This is a genomic window from Erythrobacter sp. (assembly GCF_030066995.1).
Taxonomy (GTDB): Bacteria; Pseudomonadota; Alphaproteobacteria; order Sphingomonadales; family Sphingomonadaceae; genus Erythrobacter.
The window spans coordinates 179,109-201,119 of the sequence record NZ_JASJAP010000004.1 but is presented as its reverse complement, the minus strand read 5'-3'; the positions used below and the strand labels follow the sequence as shown (position 1 = coordinate 201,119).

At 62.1% G+C, this 22,011-nt stretch carries 14 protein-coding genes; 7 read left to right on the top strand and 7 right to left on the bottom strand.

The genetic code is table 11. From position 1 onward, the window contains the following. Positions 1 to 29 precede the first annotated feature (29 nt). The 3 genes from QNI87_RS11065 to QNI87_RS11055 all read left to right on the top strand — a co-directional run bounded on the left by QNI87_RS11065 (position 30) and on the right by QNI87_RS11055 (position 6,414). Positions 30 to 1,520, top strand: coding sequence for a nucleoside transporter C-terminal domain-containing protein (locus tag QNI87_RS11065; protein WP_300596424.1), 1,491 nt, complete (start codon positions 30 to 32; stop codon positions 1,518 to 1,520). A gap of 81 nt (positions 1,521 to 1,601) precedes the next feature. Further along, the gene (locus QNI87_RS11060; RefSeq protein WP_300596654.1) at positions 1,602 to 2,582 is read left to right on the top strand and encodes a 2-oxoglutarate and iron-dependent oxygenase domain-containing protein; all 981 of its coding nucleotides are present in this window, start codon (positions 1,602 to 1,604) and stop codon (positions 2,580 to 2,582) included. 253 nt (positions 2,583 to 2,835) lie between these two features. Continuing rightward, a complete protein-coding gene (locus QNI87_RS11055; RefSeq protein WP_300596422.1) occupies positions 2,836 to 6,414 on the top strand; it encodes a carboxypeptidase regulatory-like domain-containing protein in 3,579 nt (1,192 codons plus the stop codon). Positions 6,415 to 6,501: 87 nt separating this feature from the next. Here QNI87_RS11055 and QNI87_RS11050 read toward each other — a convergent pair whose 3' ends face one another. Further along, entirely contained in the window at positions 6,502 to 9,702 is a 3,201-nt protein-coding gene (locus tag QNI87_RS11050; RefSeq protein WP_300596419.1) for an ATP-binding protein, read from the bottom strand. Positions 9,703 to 9,802: 100 nt separating this feature from the next. On the opposite strand from QNI87_RS11050, the gene QNI87_RS11045 reads away from it, so the two are divergent. The 3 genes from QNI87_RS11045 (at position 9,803) to QNI87_RS11035 (ending at position 12,650) form a co-directional block, all read left to right on the top strand. Further along, on the top strand, positions 9,803 to 10,660 hold the full coding sequence (locus QNI87_RS11045) for a hypothetical protein (protein ID WP_300596417.1): 858 nt from the start codon (positions 9,803 to 9,805) through the stop codon (positions 10,658 to 10,660). 89 nt (positions 10,661 to 10,749) lie between these two features. Then, the gene (locus QNI87_RS11040) at positions 10,750 to 11,826 is read left to right on the top strand and encodes a sugar phosphate nucleotidyltransferase (RefSeq protein WP_300596415.1); all 1,077 of its coding nucleotides are present in this window, start codon (positions 10,750 to 10,752) and stop codon (positions 11,824 to 11,826) included. Next, positions 11,823 to 12,650 carry a class I mannose-6-phosphate isomerase gene (locus tag QNI87_RS11035; protein ID WP_300596413.1) on the top strand — a complete coding sequence of 276 codons (828 nt, stop codon included), beginning with the start codon at positions 11,823 to 11,825 and terminating at the stop codon, positions 12,648 to 12,650. Before QNI87_RS11040 ends, QNI87_RS11035 begins: the two co-directional genes overlap by 4 nt. Before the next feature lie 29 nt (positions 12,651 to 12,679). Here QNI87_RS11035 and QNI87_RS11030 read toward each other — a convergent pair whose 3' ends face one another. From QNI87_RS11030 to QNI87_RS11010, 5 genes are all read right to left on the bottom strand, one after another. Beyond that, positions 12,680 to 15,316 carry an HWE histidine kinase domain-containing protein gene (locus tag QNI87_RS11030; RefSeq protein WP_300596411.1) on the bottom strand — a complete coding sequence of 879 codons (2,637 nt, stop codon included), beginning with the start codon at positions 15,314 to 15,316 and terminating at the stop codon, positions 12,680 to 12,682. A gap of 54 nt (positions 15,317 to 15,370) precedes the next feature. Then, positions 15,371 to 15,979 (bottom strand): biliverdin-producing heme oxygenase, encoded by a 609-nt coding sequence (locus QNI87_RS11025; protein WP_300596409.1) that lies wholly within the window; start codon positions 15,977 to 15,979, stop codon positions 15,371 to 15,373. A gap of 159 nt (positions 15,980 to 16,138) precedes the next feature. Next, the gene (locus QNI87_RS11020; protein ID WP_300596407.1) at positions 16,139 to 16,435 is read right to left on the bottom strand and encodes a polyhydroxyalkanoic acid system family protein; all 297 of its coding nucleotides are present in this window, start codon (positions 16,433 to 16,435) and stop codon (positions 16,139 to 16,141) included. Positions 16,436 to 16,440: 5 nt separating this feature from the next. Then, entirely contained in the window at positions 16,441 to 17,193 is a 753-nt protein-coding gene (locus tag QNI87_RS11015; RefSeq protein WP_300596405.1) for a hypothetical protein, read from the bottom strand. 12 nt (positions 17,194 to 17,205) lie between these two features. Beyond that, positions 17,206 to 18,438: a toxic anion resistance protein gene (locus tag QNI87_RS11010; protein ID WP_300596403.1), complete on the bottom strand. Its 1,233-nt coding sequence runs from the start codon at positions 18,436 to 18,438 to the stop codon at positions 17,206 to 17,208. Between the two features lie 306 nt (positions 18,439 to 18,744). Here QNI87_RS11010 and QNI87_RS11005 point away from each other — a divergent pair, with 306 nt between their 5' ends. After that, positions 18,745 to 20,259: a TIGR00341 family protein gene (locus QNI87_RS11005; RefSeq protein WP_300596401.1), complete on the top strand. Its 1,515-nt coding sequence runs from the start codon at positions 18,745 to 18,747 to the stop codon at positions 20,257 to 20,259. On the opposite strand, the gene QNI87_RS11000 is transcribed toward QNI87_RS11005, so the two are convergent. Beyond that, on the bottom strand, positions 20,256 to 21,989 hold the full coding sequence (locus QNI87_RS11000) for a fatty acyl-AMP ligase (RefSeq protein ID WP_300596399.1): 1,734 nt from the start codon (positions 21,987 to 21,989) through the stop codon (positions 20,256 to 20,258). The two genes, QNI87_RS11005 and QNI87_RS11000, sit on opposite strands and share 4 nt — an antisense overlap. Between the last annotated feature and the right edge of the window lie 22 nt (positions 21,990 to 22,011).

Below are 22,011 nucleotides of genomic sequence, written 5' to 3'. Positions count from 1 at the left end.
ACGGGTTAAACTGGGATCGTACCACCGCTGTGAATGATTATCTTGCGTCCGCCGGGTCGAGCGTTCTGGGCATTTTCGCCATTCTCGGTCTCGCCTTCGCCTTGTCCTCGGGCAAGCGGATTATCAACCTGCGCGTAGTCGGCGCGGCGTTCGGGTTGCAGGCACTGATGGCGCTGCTTGTCCTGCGCACCGATTTTGGCGTGGGTCTTATCCAGTTTCTCTCTGACGGAGTGATCGCACTTCTCGACTATTCGAAAGTCGGCATCACATCGGTGTTCGGGCCGATGGAAAGCAATCCGTTTGCCAACACCTTTGTCATCGCCGCCCTCCCTGTCATCGTCTTCTTCGCGGCGATTGTCTCGATTCTTTATCACCTGGGCATCATGCAGCGGCTGGTGCGCTGGGTGGGCGGCGCGATCGGCTGGGTCACCGGGATCAGCAAGGTTGAAGCGTTGGGCGCGGCGGCGAACATCTTCGTGGGGCAGTCAGAAAGCCCGCTTGTGGTGCGTCCGTATCTGGAAGGCCTGTCACCATCGCGCCTGTTCACCTTGATGAGTGTCGGCATGGCGGGCGTCGCTGGAACGATCCTTGCCGCCTATGCCAGCTTCATCGGCAACGAGACGGTGCCCTATCTTCTTGCTGCGGCGTTCATGTCAGCGCCAGGCGGCATCCTGATGGCCAAGATCATCATGCCCGATGATCCACGCTCGGATGGAAGCGCGGCCCCGACCCATGTGGGCGAAGAGCCTAGCCTCGCACGGCATGCGCTCAAGCGCGATCAGGGCGCGGTTGCACCCGGCGCGCGCGTCACCATGATCGATCGCAACGGCGAGGAAGTGGAACTGCCGCAGTCGCGCATCAGTGGAGCCGGCCCAGCCGCGCTGGTCGAGGGAGCGGAACCGGAAAACGTCGAGATGGCGGAGACCTTTGAGGAAGGGCATCGCCCCGCCAATATAATCGAAGCGGCCGCGCAGGGGACTCAGACCGGCGTCAAACTGGCCGTCGCGGTCGGCGCTATGGTGATGGTGTTTGTGGCCCTCGTCGCGCTCGCCAACGGCCTTCTGGCCGGACTTGGAGCCTCGTTGGCCAGCGCGGCTGAAGGCATGGGCCTACCTTTCGCGCCCGCGACGGCACAATGGCTGAGCACGCTCAGTCTTCAGACGTTGCTGGGTTATGTCTTTGCGCCGGTCATGTTTCTGATCGGCATACCCGATTGGCAGCAGGCCCAGCTTGCCGGTGGTCTGTTCGGGACCAAGGTTGTGCTCAATGAATTCGTCGCGTTCATCGATCTGGGTGCGATGGGCGAGGGTGAGCTTACGCAGCGCAGTCGCGCGATCGTTACCTTTGCTCTTTGTGGCTTCGCGAATTTTTCGTCAATCGCGATCCAGATGGCGGTCACCGGGGGGCTTGCGCCCAATCAGCGCCCCGTAATCGCGCGTCTTGGCCTCAAAGCCCTGGCCGCGGGAAGTCTCGCCAATTTGATGAGCGCGGCTCTGGCGAGCCTGTTTCTCCCGATTTGATCCCGCTCAAAGCTCGCCCAGCGCCAAGCCGACACACAGCGTCCGACTTGGCACGAGCAAGGGCGATGACTAATGAACATCATGATTGATATGGCGACCAATAAGGCACAGGCTGCTCCCGTGAACGATACCACCATCAACATAGCCAGTGTCAGCCTGGCGCAGCCGCTTGAGGATATTGCCGACGAGCTTGGGCGCAGCTTTGCGGAGAACGGCTTCGCGGTCATCCGCGATCACGGCATCCCGCAAGAGCTTATCGACCGCGCCGAGGCGACGTCCAAGGCCTTCTTCGCGCTGCCCGAAGCGACCAAGAGGGCCTACGCGATCGAAGGCGGCGGCGGCGCGCGTGGCTATACGCCCTTTGGGACGGAGAAGGCCAAGGACGCCAACGTCTTCGACCTCAAGGAGTTTTGGCACGTCGGACGCTCGCTCCCCGAGGGGCATGAGCTTGCTGAGTTCATGGCCCCCAATGTCTGGCCAGATGAGGTCGATGGCTTCAAGAGCACTTACACCGAGTTATTTTCGGCGTTCGAAACCGCAGGGTTGCGTGTCCTTGAGGCGATCGCTCTGCACCTTGGTCTGGAGCGCGATTTCTTCGCGCCGACTGTGGCAGACGGCAATTCGGTGATGCGGCTGCTCCATTATCCGCCGCTCGGCCCCGACGCGCCCGAGGGCGCCATCCGCGCGGCGGCGCATGGCGATATCAACACGATCACGCTGTTGCTGGGAGCGGAAGAAGCCGGGCTTGAACTCCTTACAAAGGCCGGCACATGGCACGCCGTCGATGTGCCAAAGGGCGCGCTGGTGATCAATGTTGGCGATATGCTCGAACGGCTGACGGCGGGTAAGCTCGTTTCGACCACGCACCGGGTTGTCAATCCCGCCGGGCAAGCTGCGCAGCGCTCGCGATACTCGATGCCGTTTTTCCTCCACTTCCGTCCAGACTATCTGATCGAACCGCTCGAATCGTGTGTCGATGAGATGGGCTCTGAGAGCGCCGAGCCGCCAATCAGCGCCCACGATTTTCTGATGCAGCGCCTGCAGGAGATAAACCTGGCGTAGCCGACGCGAAAACGCGGTTCCTGGCGGCCACTGAGTCGAGAAAACCCCGCCTCGTTGCATCCACGCAACACAGTGCCAAAAGTCGAGCTATTTCGCGGGTTTGCGGGCCGGGCAGCGACCCTGATCCGGCCCTTGAAATTCAGCCGCCGTTCAGTTTCACAAAACTGTCACATAATGGTAGCTTTTCCGACTTGGAAGCTTCCTAGGGCGACCGGGCTCACATCCTTTCCACTGTGACCAGGGGCCCAGAATCATGAAAATCAAATATCTCCTGGCAGCTAGCGTTGTTTCACTCTCCGCCGCTGCTACCCTCTCCGCACCCGCCTACGCGCAGCAGATCACCTCAGGTATCGAAGGTCAGGTGACGACCGACGCCGGTGAGCCGATCCCCGGCGCGACAGCGACCATCACGGACACTCGCACAAACTCCGTTCGCACCGCCACAGCCGACAGCGAGGGCAATTTCCGCGTTCAGTCGCTTCCTCCTGGCGGCCCCTACACCGTGACCATCACGGCGCCCGGATACGAAGGCCAAACGGTTGAAGACGTCTTTGCCGATCTGGGCCGTCGCCAGAGCTTCAGCTTCACGCTCACCAGCACCGCGGCCGGCGCCAGCGACGAGGTCATCGTTGTCACCGGGGCCCGCGCCCGCGCCAGCCAGGTCGCCGTCGGCCCGGGTACGGCGTTCGGCACTGAGACGCTGGAAAACTTCCCGTCGATCACACGCGACATTCGCGACATCATCCGTATCGACCCGCGTGTAAGCCTCGATCGCGACAACGAAGTCGATCGCATCTCGTGCATCGGCGGTAACGACCGTTCGAACACATTTACGGTTGATGGCATTGTTCAGTCGGACACGTTCGGTCTGAACGGCACCCCGTTCGCCGCGCGTAACTCGCTGCCGCTTCCGTTCGACGTGGTCGACCAGACCTCGGTTGAATTTGCGCCGTTTGACGTTGAATATTCCGAGTTCACCGGTTGCCTTGTGAACGTTGTGACCAAGGCCGGTACCAACCGTTTCAGCGGTTCGGCCTTCTTTACCTACTTCGACGCGGGACTTCAGAACGACGAGATTGACGGCCAGCCGTTCAACGCGGGCGAAGAACAGCGCTGGGGTGCCACGCTCTCAGGTCCAATCATCAAAGATCGCCTGTTTTTCTCATTCGGTTATGAAGAGGCGGATCTCGCCGAAGGCAACAACCTTGGCACAGCGGACAGCACGGCTGGTAACACCCGCGACTTCGTCACCACCGAACAGTTCAACGAATTCGACCGCATCGCCCGTGATGTCTACGGACAGGATACCGGTGGCATTCAAAGCACGCTGCCGGAAGGCAACGTGCGCTATTTCGGTCGCCTTGACGCCCTGATCACTGAGGATCACCGTCTTGAGGGTACCTATCAGCGTCTTGAAGAAACCAACGTCGAATTCGACGGCGGTGGCGACAACTTCACGGGATATAACTCGTTCGAAGATGAAGGCACCATCTCGGATTATTATTCGGTTCGTCTCTACTCGAACTGGAGCGATGTGCTTTCGACGGAACTGCGTGTCAGCCGCGCCGAAGTCGGCGACGTTCAAGGCCCAGTCGGAGCTGGGGAAGCCCAGTCCGACGATCCGACCGTGCGTCTTGAAGTGGGCGTTGAGAACGTGACCGGCCCGGGTGAAGATGGTATCCTTGGTACCGCAGACGATGAGATTGAGCAGGGCACGCTCAGCACCGGTCCGGGCATCTTCCGCTCGGCCAACCAGCTTGACCAGAAGATCGATCAAGCGCGCTTCCAGATGAATTATGACGCTGGCAACGGCCACAATCTGAAGTTTGGCTTCGAAGTCAACGATTTGGAAGTCTTCAACCTCTTCGCCGTCAACGCTACGGGGACCATTTTCTTCGAAAGCCTCGAAGACTTTGAAGCGGGTATCGCGGCAGGCGGTACGGATGACAGCGGCGATCCGAATGATATTCTGAGCGGGAACAACGTTGGCGCGGACATCAACGTTGCCGTCGACAACGACATCAACAACGCCGCTGCGGAATTTGGTCGCCAGATTTACTCGGTCTACGCTCAGGATGAGTGGCAGGCCACCGATCAGCTCGCGGTGAACATGGGTGTTCGTGTTCAACTTTATGACGGTGACGCACCGCAGGCGAACCAGAACTTCATCGACCGGTATGGCTTCACGAACGCGGTTTCCTTCGGGACGCTCGATCCGCTGATCCTGCCACGCGTATCCGCCACTTACGAATTCGACAATGAAGGCTTCTTTTCGAACAGCCGGATCACCGGCGGCGTCGGCGTCTTCTCGGGTGGCGACCCTGTTGTCTGGTATTCGAACGCCTTTTCGAACAACGGTTTTACCACTGGCCGTGCGACGAGCAACGAATGCAGCGATGCGGAGCTGGGTCGTGACGCCAATGGCCAGTTCAGCGTGCTTGAAAACGGTCAGTTTACCGGCGTTCCGCAGTGCGTCGTGAATGCAGGTGAAGCCGAAGCGTCGGCCGGTCTCGCTGACGTTCAGTCGATCGACCCGAACCTCGACCTGCCGTCGGTCGTCCGGGCGAACGTTGGTTTTAACACGACCGTGGGTTCCGAAACCGGCTTTTTCAGCGACTGGAACCTGCAGCTCGATTACATCTATTCGCGTTTCAACGACACCTTGCAATGGGTTGATCTCTCACAGGCGGTGAACCCGAGCCTGGGGCTAGACGGCTTCACGGTTGATGGTCGCCCGATCTATCGGGCGGTCGATGTCACTCGCGCTGGCTGTGACGCGCAACTTGTCGGAACCGGCGGTGTCGGCCCCGAATATACGGGCCTGACGGATGAGTGCTTTGGAACCTTCCGCGACGACAATATCCAGTTGACCAACGGGCCGAGCACCGAAAGTCACGCTCTTTCCTTCATCCTTTCGAAGCGGTTCGACAGCGGGCTGTTTACAGATAACGGCAGCACCAACTTCACACTTGGTTACTCCTTTACCAACGCTGAGAATGCGCGCGATGCTGCAAGTTCGACGGCAACCTCTTCCTTCGATGGTGTGGCTTACTTCGATATTCAGGACCCGGCGATTGCGACATCGAACTTCGAGACCCAACACAACATCACTGCGAGCCTCTTCCTGCGTGAAGAGTTTTTCGAGGGATACAGCACGGGTCTGGGTATCTTCTTCAACGCTCGGTCGGGCCGTCCTTACAGCCTTACCTTCGATGGTGGCGGTGAGTTTGCCGACAGCGCATCCGGTAGCGACAACGCGCTGCTCTACATTCCGACCGGCGTGAACGATCCGAACCTGACTGACTACAGTGGCCTTGGTTTCAGTGCTGCGCAGCAGGCCGCCTTGCAGGCGGAACAAGCGTCAGCGGTTACAGGCCTTCTCAATTATCTCGAAAATGATGAGGGCGCGGCAAGCTGCGACTTTGAGCTAGGCGAAACCATTGAACGCAACACCTGCCGGAATGACTGGTTCTTTGATGTCGATTTCCGCATCAGCCAGGAAATCCCGTTCATTGGCAACCTGACCGGGATTGCGGATGATCGGATCGAATTCTTCGCGGACTTCTCGAACTTCCTGAACTTGCTCGACAGCAGCTGGAACGTGCTCCGTCAGCGTAACAGCCGGGTTGATCTTGTCGACGCCGGTATCGAGATCGACGATCCCGAGGATCTTGTTCCCGATGCGGACGGCGACTTTGACCAAATCAGTGCTGGTGCTGTCGACTCGCAGGGGCGCTATTCCATCTCGAACTTCGCCCCCGATGATGACAATGATGTCACCCAGTCGGCATCAGCATGGCGTATCCAGATCGGCGTTCGCTACGAGTTCTAAGCTCAGCGCTCACTGACTGATCCAACAAGAAGCGGCGGGGCCCTATGGCTCCGCCGTTTTCGTTTTGGTGCCGTCCTAGTCTTGCTACTAGCCTTGCGAAGATCGGCCCTCAGGCAGCGCGCGGGCGGGTTCGTCGGCAAGGGCCAGCAGGTCAAACGCCAGCGCCTCGCACTCGGCGCTGGAGCCTTCGTCGCGCAGCGCTCTTTCAAGCTCGGCGGCGTACTCCCCCAGCTCGGCCTCCCCGAAGCTCCCGGCCGTCCCGGCGAGCTTGTGAAGCAGCCGAAGCAGGCTTTCCCGGTCCTCGCGGTCTTGTGCGCGGCGCTTGCCTTCGAACCCGATCAGGCCATCAGCCAGCCCCTTACGGACCGCTTCGATCGCTTCCCTACGCCGTTCCAGCCACAGGTTCAGCAATCGCGGGCCTGGAGTCGATTTCCCTTCGCGCGCGCGCTCCATGGATAGATCGGCCTCGCTTTCCATCCCGTCTTTGTCTGAGGCGTCTTTGTCTGCGGGTGGGGTCGGCGGGCCCGCTGCCACAACCCGCGCTTTCCTGTCGGCGGGCATGCCGTCTTCCGGCGAGGCCTCGCTCTCCTCGCTTTGGTGGATCAGGGGCACGTCGCGGTCCATCGGCGCCTCGACGATCCGGGTAGGCAGCCAGCGCTGCAACGCCTGAACGAGATCCGAGAACACGATCGGCTTGGCAAGGTGCGCCTGCATCCCGGCTTCGCGCGCCCACGCCACATCTTCGGGGAAGGCGTTCGCCGTGAGCGCGACGATCGGCAGTGTGTCGGCCCCGATCCCTTCTTCGCGGATGGCGCGGGTTGCGGCGTAACCATCGCAATTCGGCATCTGCACATCCATGAGAACGAGGTCAAAGGGACGCGCGCGCACGACGCTGTCGATGACCATCGAAATCGCTTCATTGCCATCTTGCGCGATCGCTACGTTTTGCCCGCAACGCTCAAGCATCTCGGTCACCAGCATGCGGTTGACGTCGTGATCTTCGACCAGAAGGATGCGCGCTTGCTGAGGCAGATCCTGCGGAATAGCAGCCTTTGGCGCTTCAGGTTGTGGGGCGTCTTCGGGCGCGACCAGGGTGGCGGGGAGAATGAGGGTGAAGGTCGATCCGAGCCCAGGCTTGCTCTCCACCTCGATATCGCCACCCAGCAATTCGGCGAGTTGTCGGCTGATGGAAAGCCCCAGACCCGTTCCCCCAAAGCGCCGTGCGGTCTCGCTCTCGCCTTGTGTGAAAGGGCGGAAAATCCTCTCCAGCCGGGCTGTGCCGATTCCTATGCCGGTGTCGCGCACCCTAAGGCCCAGTTCGCCGGCATTGGCCCAGTAGCTCACGCACACTTCGCCGCGTTCGGTAAACTTGATCGCGTTGCCGATGAGGTTGAGCGCGATCTGGCGGAGGCGCAGACCATCGGTGATCACCGTCGCGCCCGCCTCCGGGCCACCGAGTTGCGTATCACCGGGCGGCAAACCGTCCGCTTCAGCATCATCACGCTCAAGGCGAAGCTCGAGACCTTTCGACTTGGCGCTTTGCCGGTGCAGCGCCACGCACTCCTCAAGCGTTGCAAGAAGATCGATCGGCCGCGCGTCGATTACGATCTGTCCCGCCTCGATCTTGGAGAGATCGAGAATATCGTTCAGCAACAGCATCATCGAGCGTCCGGACTCAACGATCATCTCGGTGTGTCGACGTTGCTCCGGATCGAGCTCGCCTTGGAGCATGAGTTCGGCAAAGCCCAGGACGCCGTTCATCGGCGTGCGGATTTCGTGGCTCATATTGGCGAGAAAGTCGGACTTGGCGTTAGCCGCGTTTTCGGCGTGCCGCCGCGCGCGGGTGAGCAGCAGTTCCAACTCCACGCGTTCGGTGACGTCGCGGGCCGAGATGATCACGCCCTCGCGCTCGCCAGTGATCGGGTCCAAGGTGATGGCGCAGTCCGCTTCGATGAACACCGGTGCCCCGTCGGCGCCGTCCAGTCGGCGGCGATAGGTTAGCCGTTCCTTATCGACTTGACCCTTCAGCAATCTCGAGACGGCATCGGCGATCCGCTGGCTCGCATCCTCCTTGGTGAGTTTGCGGATTGGGCGCCCGACGAAGTCGCCCGGAGCCTCCCCCAGAACATCTCGGACTGCGGGTGAGGCGTAGGTGCACACGCCATCACCATCAAGCTTAAGGACCGCATCGGTGATGCTGTTGGCGAGCAGCGCCATTTCGCGCCGCCCCTCGGCAATCGCTTCGGTTAGCCGATCGCGCCCGGCCAAGGTCGCCGCGATGGGCAGCCCGATGAGGAAATTGACCGCGATGAACGCCTGGATCAGGTGAAGCCGAACCGTCGGAGAGCCGCTGGCTTCAAAAATCGGGCCATAGCCGCCCCAGGTCATGGCGGTTGAGACCACGGCGATAAGCGCAACATGCAGCGCGGTGCCCACACTGCCCAAGCGAAGGGCGTGCGCGAGAGTCACGGGCACGACCAAGAACAGCAAAGGATAGGCGTTCTGGCCGAAGACCAGAGCGACACAAAGCAGGGTGGCTCCAAGCAGAGCCGCGCCTTCGGTTATGGTTCTGGCCGGAGGACGGCGACGCTGCGCCAGCGCGTCGCTGACCAGCAACACCATCGGAACGATCAGGATCATGCCCATGCTGTCTGTGAGGAACCAACTGAAGGCTCCGTCGAGCGCTGAGGCCCACGCGGTCAAACCGCCTCGGTCAAACAGCGAGAGAAGGCCGGGAGACATGGCGAGCGAGGCTATGCAAGCCGAAGTCAGCGGCCCGATAACACCTCCATTCCAGAGAAACCGGGCCAGTGTCGTTAGATTGGTCATGTCCGGCTCGGGCCCGCAGCCTCGCCGGGTCAGCCACGTGACAAGGATCACGGTGGCCATGTTCGCCGTGGAAAAGACCAGCGCTGTGTCGACGGCGTTGCCGCCGAGCGTGTTGGCCAGGAGGCTGGCGGGAAAAGCCGCGGCGTAAAAGCCGATTTCGTTGCCCAGCCTCGCGCGCAAGAGAAACGCAACCGCGCCGGCGTTCGGCAACCAGACGGTGGCGAGGGATGTGTCGAAGCGCGAGAGCGAAAGGCTCAAAAGCGCCAGCGCGAAGAAGAGGGCGGCGCCAGCCAGACCCCCAATCAGGCTTCGAAGATCGGGCGGTGCGCGCGCGATCAATGGCGGTGTGAGCGGCGGTGAACGCTTTGGATCGGGCATTGGCTCTGACGGCGTGGCTGGCTCGGTCGACACCCCCGGCCTCACGCGGCCAGGATCACCTGAATAGATGCCCGGTTCCATGTTTCAGTTGGCCGTCCCTTCAGACGCGCGACCGGTCCCATCCGAAAACCGGTCCACCGGCGCGATACGATGGACCAGAGCGTGCCTTCGAGATGGGTCAATGCGCCCGGTGGAAATGCGGCTGATGCCCTTCTTCGAAAAAATCTTCGGCTTTGGTATAGCCCGCGCGCGAGGAGAGGGGGGCGCAATCGCCTCCGAAATGGAGCGGATGGTGAATCGGAGCGCTGATATCGAGGGAACGCTTGGGAGCGAAGACAAGGCGCGCAAGACAGTGCGCTGGCCTTTGCTGGCCGGGATCGTAGCGTTTCACCTTGCCGCGCTCTACGGCCTTGCCCACGCGCTCGTTCCCGACATTGTGAGCTCTGTCGAGCGCGAAGTGGTGGCCGCCTTCGTGGTCCCCACCTCGCCCCCGAGCGAAAGTCCGCCGCCGGAAAATCGCGCTGAACCCGATGAAGGCGCACAGGGCGCACCGGGCCGCGAGGCCGTGCCCGCAGCGATCACCGCACCACCGGTGCCAACGCCGATAGCCAAACCCGAAGATCGCCCGCAATCCGCCTCCACCGGCGCAGTTCCGGTGTCAGGCGCGCGCAAAACTGGCGAAGGCACCGGGGCGGCCGGTCAAGGCCTTGGCACCGGTTCCGGAAACAGCGGGAGAGGACAGGGCGGCGTTGCGATAACCCGGCCCGAGCATATCTCCGGCTCGATCAGCAACGCGCGCGATTACCCCACACCAGCGGGCGGACGAAGCGCCCGGCGAGGCACCGAAGTCATCGTACGCGTGACGGTCGGGATCGACGGGCGCGCGCACGGTTGCTCGATCTATCGCCCAAGCCCTGATCCCGAGGCGGATCGGATAACCTGCCAGCTTGTGGTCGAGCGGCTGGGCTTTCGCCCCGCACGCGACGCCAAAGGCAACCCGGTCGAGGCGCCGTTCTACTGGCGACAGCGCTGGTTCTGAGCGCGCCTTCCAGACGCCTCGATCGCTTCCATTTTGGCTCCGATAACGCTCTGGCATCCGGCCTTCGCGCTGCTATAGCCTGGCGCATCATGAGCACCCCGGCTCTCATACATCCTGTGATCTTATGCGGCGGCAGCGGCACTCGGCTTTGGCCCGTCAGCCGCAAGCAAAAGCCCAAGCCCTTTCTGCCGCTGATTGGCAAGAGGACGCTGTTTCAACAGGCCGTTGCCCGCGTGACCGGTTCTGGCCGGTTTGCCCCGCCCATTGTTGTCGCGGGTGCGCAGCATTGCGGCCTGATCGAAGATCAGCTTTCGGGCGTGCCCGACTATCGTCTGATCGTGGAGCCTGAGGGAAAGAACACCGCGCCAGCCATTGCTGTTGCTGCCGCGCGATTGCCCAGCGATGCGATCATGCTCGTGTGTCCGAGCGATCACCACATCGCCGATGACGACGCGTTCCGGCGCGCGGCCTTGGCGGCGGCTGATCTGGCGAGCGAGGATTGGATGGTGTCGTTCGGGATTGCGCCGGAGCGACCGGAAACCGGCTATGGCTATTTGCACCGCGGCAAGCGGCTCGCTGACGGCTTTCAGATCGCCGAATTCGTCGAGAAGCCTGACCTTGCGACCGCGAAAGCCTACCTCGCGAGCGGTGAGTACAGTTGGAATGGCGGCATCTTTGCCTTTCGCGCCGGCGCCTTGCTGAACGAGCTGAACGCTCACCGACCGGCTATGGCTCAAGCGGTGGCTGCGGCGGTCGCGGCGGGGCGCGAGGAGGGCGCGCGCTTCCACCCGCAAGCCGAGGCGTTTGGGGAAATTGACGGGGAATCGATTGACTACGCGGTGATGGAGAACACCGATCGCGCCGCCATGGTGCCGGTGGATATGGGATGGTCGGACATCGGCAACTGGGCCGCCCTGCACGACGCGCTTGGCGCTGGAGGAGAGGCCGACCGATCCGTGAAAAGGGACGAGCTTGGCAACGTGACACGCGGCAAGGCCGATCTCGACAAGACGTGTCGCAATGTCCTGGCCGTCAGCGACGGTCCGCGCATCTCGGCGATCGGTGTTGAGGATGTCTGCATTGTCGTTGCGGACGGTGAGGTTCTGGTCACGACGCGCGAGGGCGCCCAACGGGTGGGCAAGCTCCCCGGAGCCAGTCAGCAATGACCAGCGATGCGGCTTTGGATGGCACCGCGCGCCAATTGCCGACGCGGAAGGTGGAGAAGGTCTGGGGCCGCGACACGCTTCCTGAGCCTTTTGTCGCGCCGGACGCTGCTCGCATCGGAGAGATATTGTTCGAGCCGCCCCCCGAAATGCCTGAGTTGCTGGTCAAATACCTTTTCACCAGCGAGAAGCTCTCGGTTCAGGTTCACCCTTCCGACGCGACGGCGCAACCGGGCGAGGCGGGTAAGGACGAATGCTGGCTGATCCTCGATGCCGAGCCCGGCGCGAAGCTGGCGATCGGTTTTGACGAGCGCATCTCGCCCGCGCGGATTGAGGCGGCGGCGCGCGATGGCTCGATCGAAGACCTGCTGACATGGCATGACGTTGCGCCTGGAGAGATCTATTATCTTCCCGCCGGCACCGTGCACGCGATCGGTCCGGGGCTCGCGCTCGTGGAAGTCCAGCAGAACAGCGATACGACATTCCGGCTCTACGATTACGGGCGCGATCGGGACCTGCACCTTGAAAGGGGCCTCGCGGTCGCGCAAGGAACGCCATACGCAGCGCGACACAAGGGCACCGTCGCGCAGCGCGAACCCTGCCTTGTCGATGGACCCTATTTTCGCCTTGATCGCATCGTGGGAGAGCCCAGCGCCGCCGACCGAGACGCCTATTCGCAAGGCGCGCTCGTGCTCCCGCTCGAGGGCGAGGTCACCTTACGCGGCGCCGCCGGCGCGGTGAAAGCGGGCGAATGCGCCTACGCCCCTTCGCTCGACGCGATCGACTTACGACACGCGGGCGTGACGCTGCTGACGCGAACCGCCTAGACGCCTGGCCGCCTGGCCGAGTTCAACCTTCAGGCGGACTTGGCCTCGGAGGACTTGGCCTCGGAGGACTTGGATTTGGCGGGCTTGACTTTGGCTTGGCTCGCATAGGCCTCCAGGACCTGTTCGATTTCGGCGCGGCCATAGGGCTTGCGCACCACGCTCATCGCACCAAGTTCGTCGATCTTGGCGCCCAGCTCGGCGTAGCCGGTCGCCAGCACGAAAGGAACGCCGCGCTCTTTGAGCTCTTCGATGACGAGCGTGCTCGATTCGCTGCCAAGGTTGAAATCGACAATTGCTAGCTCGGGCTCTTGGTCTCGAAGCGCAGCGAGGCCGGCGGCCACGCTGCTGGCGACGTCAACGAGACCGACGCCCAGTCGCTTCAGGTTCTCCTCGGTATCGAGAGCGATGATGATGCTGTCCTCGACCACCAGAACGCGGCGTGGAAGACCGTTTGCCGTATGGGGGGACTGCGCCGCGACGATACGATTGTCGTCGTTCGACGCAGCGGGATGGTCCGCTTCAACCTCTGCGCTTCGGTGGCTGACATACCGGCGGGGGACAACAAAGTCGGCCTCCAGCCCCGCGAGCTGGAAACGCAACCGTGCCTCGCCCTTCAGCTCGAAGGGTATCGAGCGCTCGATAATGGTGGAACCGAAACCGCGCCGTGTGGGAGGCTGCACGGGTGGCCCGCCCCGCTCGCGCCATGCGATAGCGAGATCGTCCAGCGCGGTGCGCGAGACCTCGACCGTGACCGAGCCCGAGCGATCGCAAAGACTGCCGTACTTTGCCGAGTTGGTCATCAACTCGTGTACGACCAGCGCGAGCACGGTGTAGGCTTCGGGCGCGATAAGGACCGATTCCCCGATGAGCGTGAAGCGGTCCCACTTGCCGGTGAGATACGCCTCGATCTCGCTCTCGAACAGCTTGGCGAGCGGCGCTGGCGTCCAGTTCTCGCGCGTTATGTTGTCGTGCGCGGACGCGAGCGCGGCGATGCGTCCACTCACGATCGAGGCGAAACTCTCGACGTTCACGGCGTCGTGCTGCGATTGCGAAACCAGGCTGCGAATAAGGTTGAGAATGTTGCGCACGCGATGGTTGAGCTCGGCGATAAGCAGGTCCTGCTGCTCCTGCGCGCGGTGGCGCTGGCGCGCCACCTCGTCGGACATGCGCAGGATCACCTCAAGCAGGGCAACGCGCAGTCCTTCGGCGATCTGCAGGTCGTCCTCGCTCCATTCCTCGCTATGCCCGTCGACAGTCTTTTCCCACGCCGCGAAACTCTCTCGGGGTTGCAGCCGTTCGCCGGGCGTCGCCACCTTGGCTTTCGATGGATCGCCGGCCCAGGACACGGTTTGGGTCAGCGGTTGGCGCCAAAGGATCAGATGCTCGTTGGAATCGCGCGATATTGGAATGATGAGAGCGCCGGTCGCGCGCTCGGCGAAAGCCGACGCCGACGGGATATGCTGGGCCAGATTGGTGGTGCCATAGGCCACTTGAACATCCGCGTCGCTCAGATCGCCCGCGATCGCGGCGAATTCCGCTTCGCTCGGCGCGGCGCCGTAGCTTGTGAACTCGTTCGAGACCTTTAGGCTTAGGCCATCATGCGGGATCAAACCCTCCAGCATCTCTGCCACTCTCGCGACATTGGCGCCAAGGGACTCGCCATCGGCAAGGTTTACCATCAGCGTATTGTGCAGATCCCTCCCGCGCGAGCGCAGCCGCTCGGAACGGTCGATCAGCATTCGATCGAGGATCAGCGAGAACATCTGACTGAAGGTCTCAGCCACGGTCCTGAGCGAGAACGAGGGTAGCTTTGGTTCGCCATGATGGCATGAAATCATGCCCCACAGTTTTCCGCGGCGCACGATCGCCATGGCCAGCGTCGCGCCGACGCCCATGTTGGTCAGGTATTTCAGATGCATGTTGGAATGCGCGCGCAAGACGCTCATGGACAAATCGAGCGGCTGGCCGCCGAAGGTGACGGCCGGGTCAACCGGCGATGGCTCGGCCGAGACATCGGCAATCACCCGGACCCGGTTGCGGCGAAAGAGATCGCGAGCCTGTTGCGGAATGTCGGCCCGGGGGTAGCGAAGCCCGAGATAGGGCTCCAAATCCTCGCGCGCGTCTTCGGCGATCACTTCGCCGCTCTCATCGGCATGAAACTTGTAGACCATGACCCGGTCGTATCCGAGCATCTCCCGCACCAGCTTAGCGGTTTGTGAGCACAGGCGGGGCAGGTCGTTGATCGTTTCAAGCTTGGACACCAGGGGCGCGATGAGCGAGACGTGGTTCACGAACTCGTCCGGGTCATGCCGCTCGAACTCGACAATCACCCGCTCGCCGACCTTGTGCACGGCGCAATCGAACAACGTCTCCGGCTGGGCAAGGGCAACGCCAAACAGCCGCTCGACCGCGTCCTCTTCGGTCAGGCGTCGGGCGGCTGATTTCAGAGCCTCCACAGCCTTCGGCAAGAGCACCTCGTCGAGCGCGGCGCCAATCTTCGGCAGCGCGCCGAGGTTAAGCAGCTCTGCGCAATTGATCGAGCGTTGGCCCACGCGCCAATCGCGGCGCAAGGCGATTAGGGCGCCAAATGGCTGGACCGCCGCAATATGATGGATCGGTTCCCGATCGCATTCGGTGAGTTCGCGCGGTGTGGAATGAAAGTTCATCGGGTCCCGTTCTCTATCGCCGCCTCGAGGACCCCTCCCGAGATGCCGCCTTGTTCAGCCTGGCGGTGCCTGTGCGTGCTCAATGAAGTGCTCGAATACGTGGGATGCGGCAAGGCTGGCCACTTCGACTGCCTCCATTTCGGCGCCATTTTCGAGCTCGATCCGCAATCTTTTCCAGAATTCGAGCATTGCGGGGTCGCCCAGAAAACGTGTCGGCCAGTCCTTTGCCCCGTTCGCTTGCGCTGTGCGACGCACCTCGGCGAGGATCGATCGGTTGCCAAGCGCGGAACCGGCCAGCACCCAGGCCGCTCCCAAAGCTTCGCAGCGCGCGGTTTCGTCGTCTCTGCGCGCGCCAGTGTGGGCGACACCCTTCGGTTCGAAGCGAGCGTGGGGCTTCGGCAGTTTGCAGCCCAGTTGGTCGAGATCCTCGGCGATCAGGGTAGACTGGGGCGGGGGGCATAGATCATCGGGCGCGCTTGCCTCCAGCCACGCTTCAACGGGCACCCGCGCCGCGTATTGAAGGGAGAGGAAGTGCGCGTAATCTTCGAGCGTACTCCAACCCGACGCAGCGCGCATCGTGCCATCTAGCAGATCATGAGCGTTGGCCGTCGCCTCTCGCAAGGTCTGGCGCAAGTTATCGCTAGGTCCGGCAAAGCCCATCACACCACTCCCGCCTGCGCATCCAATGTCACATTGAATAGTCAACAAGGACGTCCAACCAACCTGACACAGAGTTCCGAGATTTGCAAACGCAAGCCGACCGGCCAATTGCGTGGAACCGCTTATAATGATCGCGAAAACCCCGAAAATCCGGGTCAGTCACTAGGTGAGCAGCCGCGTGCCCTCTTTGCGCACGGAGCTTTCGATCTTGCCGTTCAGAAAGCTCAGGATGAGCGGCAGGTCGACTTCGATCACAACGTGATCCTCGGCGATGTCCACCGATCCCCTGATGCGCTGACCGGCAATCGCCACGAGGAAGTCCATGTGATCCTCGTTTGCCCAGTTGCTCTCAAGGCTGGCCATGCCTTCGGGAAAATAGCTTACGATCTCGCCTTTGCGCTCTTCGAGCCGCCGCCGGATCTCAGTGCGTTCCAGTTGGTGGGGCAAACGAACCTTCATCGGTCCTACGCGCTCTTCTCTTCGCTCAGCGCCTCGGTCCCGCCATAGCGGTACTCCAGGTAACGGTCCTTGATCGCCAGATCGTCCATCGCGCCTTCGGCAAGCTGGCGCGTCACGCGGTCGATCTCGCCGGACAGCTTGCCCAGGCTGTCGGTCAGACGTTCATCAGCGCTCTTGCCGGTGTGTTTCTCGGCGCGCAGGTGCTCGGGGATCTTCTTGTAGTTGTCGATCGTCTCGGGAAGATATTCGCCGACCAGCTCGCGCACGTCGTTCATCGCCGGATGCGCAGCGTCGATCGTTTCGAGCTGAAGGCCCAGTGCGTCGAGCTGCACGCCGAGTTGATCGACCACGCGTACGGCGGGCGGGGGCAGAGCCTTGCGTTGATCTTCCAGCCACAGTTCGGTGTTGGCGACCATCTGCTGCGGGCTGCCAAGCTTGAGGTCTTCGCGCTTGGGTGGCTTCACCTTGGGGAAGCTCGAAAACACCGCCACGGCGAGAGCGGTCGCGACGACCACTGCCATTACGCCCCAGAATCCGATCCCGTTGAACATTGCGCCAGCTATTCCCGCGCCGAGCCAGATCGCGACGATGGCAAGGACGATGTTGCGGACCTTCTTGAGCAGATTTTTCAGCTTGGCCTCGGCGCTTCCCTTGCCGATGCTGTCGGCTGGCCGGTGCGTGCCGCCGCCGCGCTGCACCGCAAGCGATTGACGCGCGGCGCCCATGATCTGATCGGATTGCTTGGTGGTGTCGACCATGCGCGTGCCCGTTCAGGATTCAAGCGCCAGCAGCGAAGGCTCGCTCGCGACCTTGGCCTGTGCCTGGGCCTGACCTTCGGCGCGCGCGATATAGCCTTTCGACTTCTCGACCTCTTCCGAAAGCACGTTGACCGTCTGCTTCATGGAATCGAGCGCGCGGGTCTTGAAATCATCGACCTCGTCCATTGTGTCGTAGATGTTCTGAAAGGCGCGCTGTAGCGTCTCCAGCGGAATGGTGGAGGAAGCGGCCTGTTCGTGGATCTGTCCGGTCTGCTCGCGCAGCAGCGTGCTGGTGGAGTCGATGATGTTCGCTGTCGTCGAATTGAGCGAGGTGATCTGTTCCAGCACCAGTTTCTGGTTGGTCATCGCCTGCGCGACGGTAACCGCGGTGCGCAGCGCGCTTACGGTCGTTGTGCTCGCGCGATCCACGCCCTTGACCAGCTCCACGTTGTTCTTCTTGACGAGGTCAAGCGCGAGATAGCCCTGCACGCTGACCGCCATCTGCGTCAGGAGATCCTGGGTGCGCTGGCGCACATAGAACAGCGCGCTTTCCCGCAGCGCCTTGGCTTTTTCGGGATCGCTCGCGTCCAGCTCGATCGCCTTGGCTTCGAGCCGCGCGTCGAGTGTCTTGGCGATGTGGATCATCTGTTCCAGTTCGCCCATCGCTTCCCACAGTTTGGCGCGTTCCTGATCGATGGCGGCGTTGTCGAGCACCAGTTCCTTCTTTCCGCCTTCGAGGCTTTCGAGGATCGACTGGATGTGCCCCTGCGAGCTTGTGTAGCTGTCGAAATAGTTCTGCAGCTTGCTGCCGAACGGGATGATGCCGAAAAGCTTGCGCGGCTCCATCAGTTTGCCCTTTCGCCCCGGATCGAGCTCTTCGACGGTGCGGCGCAATTCGGCGAGATCCTTGCCGACATTGTTGTCTGAATCCATCGCTCGCACGGGACGATCGAGAAAGCGGTTCGAGTGACCCGCCGCCGCGCGTATCTGCTCCTGACCCATGCGGGTGATCTGATCCACCTTTTCGCCGAAAGCCGGCGAGTTGGCATCGACCGAGATCAGGTCGGTCACGAAGCTGTCGACCTTCTGATCGAGCTTCGACTTCTGCTCGTCGGAAACCGGAACGAGCCCGGCGGCCTGTTCCGGCGCGACGACAGGGACGGGGTCGGGCGGGGTCAGATCGAAGGCAGCGGCTTCCTTCGTCGCGGTGGCGATATTGGTGACGGCCTCGTTTTCGGTGCTCATAACGGCTTTTGTGCTCCCTGTAACGATGCCTGCACGAGCGGGCTGTCGTTGCGTTTCCCAACTGTATTAGGCATCTAAAACACGAGTTTCAAGAATGCCCGATCCGACCGCTGCCGTCCATCGTAATGCGCGTATTGGCAAAATCGCGTTAGCGCCTTGCGCTGCAATCGCGCTTTTGTTTGCAAAAGACTGGGAGTATCGCACGTCATTGGACGAAAAGGAGCCATGCATTTGGCGACGTTGGACAACAGGTCTGAAGAAAATCCGGCGGGCGCCGCACGGATAGCCGAGCCAAGCGCCGGAGGCGTGAGAAGCCGCCGGACCCCCTTTTCGCGCGTTGTCTTCAGTCTGCAAAGGTATTGGCTGCAAGACGTCATCGGAACGGTCGACCAGGCCGAAGTGATCGAGAAGCGCCGCGCCGAATGCTCCTTGTCCGAACGTTACCTGTTCATGACGGCAATGAGCGCCGGTATCGCCGTTCTGGGTCTTCTTCTGTCCTCTCCGGCGGTTGTCATCGGGGCCATGCTCTTGTCGCCGCTGATGGACCCGATCATGGGCCTGGGCTTCGCGCTTGCAATCGGCGACTACCACTGGCTTCGCCAATCGGCGCGCAGTCTGGCATGGGGTACGATCGTGGCGATCGGGCTGACCGCGCTGGTCGTCTTCGTGTCTCCGATCAAGACGATCACGCCGGAGATCGTGGCGCGCACCGAGCCAACCTTGTTCGATCTGTTTGTCGCGCTGTTTTCCGCTCTGGCTGGCGCATACGCCATGATCAGAGGCCGCTATGGAACGATTGTCGGCGTGGCAATCGCCACGGCCTTGATGCCGCCGCTGGCGACCGTTGGCTTCGGCTTTGCGACCTGGAATTGGACCGTCTTCTCCGGCGCGCTGCTGCTTTATGTCACCAACCTCATAACCATCGCATTGACCGCCTGGGCGATGGCGCGGGCCTATGGCTTTCGCACCAGTCTGACGGCACGCCAATCGAACTTTCAGAATCTTGCGGTGTTTGCCGTCTTCATCGCCTTGATCATTCCGCTAACCTATTCGCTGCAGCAGATCGTCTTCCAGACAAACGCGCAGCGCATCATGCGCGCGGAGATTGAGGACGCCTTTGTTCGTGACAGCGAGATCTTTCGTCTCGACGTCGATTTCCGCGCGGACCCCATCCTGGTGAGCTCGACCGTTTACACGCCCACGCTGCAACCCAATGCCGAGGCCGAGATCGAGCGCGCCTTTAACGCGCGTCTCAGTCGACCCGCGCAGCTTTCCCTCACTCAACTGCAAGTTGGAACCAGCGCCACAGCAGCGCAGGCCGCGCAGCTTTCGGCGGCCCGAGCGAACGAAGAGCAACGCGAGATTGCCCGCGCTGAAGATCTTGCGAAACGGCTCGCTCTGGTCGCCGGTGTGCCGGAAAGCGATGTGACCATCGATCGCACGCGCCGCCGCGCCATGGTGCGCGCGCAGCGTCTCGAAGGCGCGAGCCTGGCCGCCTATCGCGCGCTGGAGGACCGCATCGCGCAGACCGAGCCGGACTGGACCATCGAACTGCTTCCTCCGATGAGCGATCTGCCCGACCGTATCGGTTTCGAAGCCCGCGAGGTCGAGGAGGGGGAAGAGCCGGCTCTCGTCTTGACGGATCAAGGACGCGACGCGCTCGACACGGTGGCGTGGGCGTCGGCCCGCTTCAACGTGCCGATTGTCCTCGTCGGACCGCAACAGGACGCCGAGCGCGCGCAGGAGCTTCTTGCGCAGCGCGGCGTCGCCGTGAGCGTCGAAGAGGGAGGCGCAGCGCTCCGCGCGCAGTGGCGTCCCTAGGCCGCCAGTTTGATCGGAACGATCTCACCCGACAGATAGAGCTTCTTAGCCTTGGCGCGGCTGAGCTTGCCCGAACTGGTGCGCGGCAGCGTGCGTGGCGGGACCAGTTCGACGACGCAATTCATGCCCGTGACCGAGCGAACCTTGTCCGAGATCTGCTCGCGCAGCTTCACACGCTCGACCGGATCGGACACGCGGCAATGGACCAGCACCGCCGGCGCCTCTTCGCCGTTGTCGGTCTCGACCGCGAAGGCGGCGATATCGCCATGGTTGAAGCCGGGCAGTTGCTCGACGGCCCACTCGATGTCCTGGGGCCAATGGTTCTTGCCGTTGATGATGATCATGTCCTTCGCCCGCCCCACGATGAACAGATAACCGTCCGCCAAGTAGCCCATGTCGCCGGTGTCGAGCCAACCATCGACGATGGCGTCGGCGGTCGCTTCCTCGTTACGGAAATAGGAATGCATCACCGAGGGCCCCCGGCACCAGACCTTGCCGATCTGGTGATCGCCGCGTGAGTGTCCGTCTTCGCCCCGGATGGCGACCTCCATGTCGGGCAGAGGCTTGCCGCAATTGACAATCGCGCGGTAGCGGGCCGGGCGCGAAATGTCGCGCGGCGTGCCCGAAAGGCGCTCTTCTTCGACCAGTTCGACCCGAATGCCTTCGCCGGGCGGCGTTACCGTGACGGCCAGGACAGCCTCGGCCAGACCATAGGAGGGGGTGAAGGCGCTCGCCTTGAACCCGGCGTCACTGAAGGCGTTGACGAAGCTCTGCATCACGTCCGGGCGGATCATGTCGGCCCCGTTCCCGGCCACACGCCAGCGCGAAAGGTCGAAGCGTTCGGCAACATTGGATTGGCTCGAAATCCGGCGCGCGCAAATGTCGTAGCCAAAGGTTGGTGAATAGGAGAGCGTGTTGCCCGGATTGCGGCTGATCATGTCGAGCCAGGCCAGCGGGCGGCGCGCAAAGGCATCGGGTTTGAGGTAATCGCCGCTCACCTGATTGGCGATCAGCGACAAAAAGCATCCGACAAGCCCCATGTCGTGATACCATGGAAGCCAGCTTACGCAGCGATCGTTCGCGCCCAGATTCATGGAGGTCGAATGACCATAGAGGTTGTGGAGCAAGGCCTTGTGCGTCACCGCCACGCCTTGCGGGAAGCGGGTCGAGCCCGACGAATATTGCAGATAGCAGATATCCTCAGGACCGGTGTCCGGCAGCTCACACGGTGGCGCTTTGCGCAAGGTGAAGGTTTGCCAGCTTTCGGCGGGGCAAGACTGCCTGTCCGCAGCCGCTTGCGCCATCTCTCCGATTGCCTCGGGGTAAAGCAAAAGGGCCGGGTCCGAACTTTGAAGCTGGATCGCGAGCTGATCGATGAAGCTCTCCTTGCCGCCAAAGGTCGTGGGCAAGGGCAGGGGCACGGGCCAGGCGCCCGCGTAGATGCACGCGCAAAACAGCGCGGCGAAGTCGGGCCCGGTCTCAGCTATCAGGGCGACGCGGTCGCGCGGTTTTATTCCGGCAGCGATAAGCCTGCGCGCCATGAGGAGCGCGTCTTCGCGCATTTCGGAGTAAGGATACACGCGCTCAAGTTTTCCACGCATATCGTGGAAATTGAGGCCCTTTTGGCTGCGCGCAGCGTAATCGAGAGCCTCGGCAAAGGTCGAAAACTCCGCGCGCCGGCGCGGCAGATCGCAGTCATTTGGCGTCGGCGTCAATACGTCGTCGGTCATTTTTCCTAGCGAAACCCGTATG

Excerpts from the sequence above, each read along its gene's own strand:
- QNI87_RS11050 (WP_300596419.1), bottom strand. The coding sequence starts at position 9,702 with ATGGAACCGGGCATCTATTCAGGTGATCCTGGCCGCGTGAGGCCGGGG.
- QNI87_RS11020 (WP_300596407.1), bottom strand. The coding sequence starts at position 16,435 with ATGAAGGTTCGTTTGCCCCACCAACTGGAACGCACTGAGATCCGGCGG.
- QNI87_RS11060 (WP_300596654.1), top strand. The coding sequence starts at position 1,602 with ATGATTGATATGGCGACCAATAAGGCACAGGCTGCTCCCGTGAACGAT.
- QNI87_RS11055 (WP_300596422.1), top strand. The coding sequence starts at position 2,836 with ATGAAAATCAAATATCTCCTGGCAGCTAGCGTTGTTTCACTCTCCGCC.
- QNI87_RS11035 (WP_300596413.1), top strand. The coding sequence starts at position 11,823 with ATGACCAGCGATGCGGCTTTGGATGGCACCGCGCGCCAATTGCCGACG.
- QNI87_RS11040 (WP_300596415.1), top strand. The coding sequence starts at position 10,750 with ATGAGCACCCCGGCTCTCATACATCCTGTGATCTTATGCGGCGGCAGC.
- QNI87_RS11000 (WP_300596399.1), bottom strand. The coding sequence starts at position 21,989 with ATGACCGACGACGTATTGACGCCGACGCCAAATGACTGCGATCTGCCG.
- QNI87_RS11030 (WP_300596411.1), bottom strand. The coding sequence starts at position 15,316 with ATGAACTTTCATTCCACACCGCGCGAACTCACCGAATGCGATCGGGAA.
- QNI87_RS11010 (WP_300596403.1), bottom strand. The coding sequence starts at position 18,438 with ATGAGCACCGAAAACGAGGCCGTCACCAATATCGCCACCGCGACGAAG.
- QNI87_RS11045 (WP_300596417.1), top strand. The coding sequence starts at position 9,803 with ATGCGCCCGGTGGAAATGCGGCTGATGCCCTTCTTCGAAAAAATCTTC.
- QNI87_RS11015 (WP_300596405.1), bottom strand. The coding sequence starts at position 17,193 with ATGGTCGACACCACCAAGCAATCCGATCAGATCATGGGCGCCGCGCGT.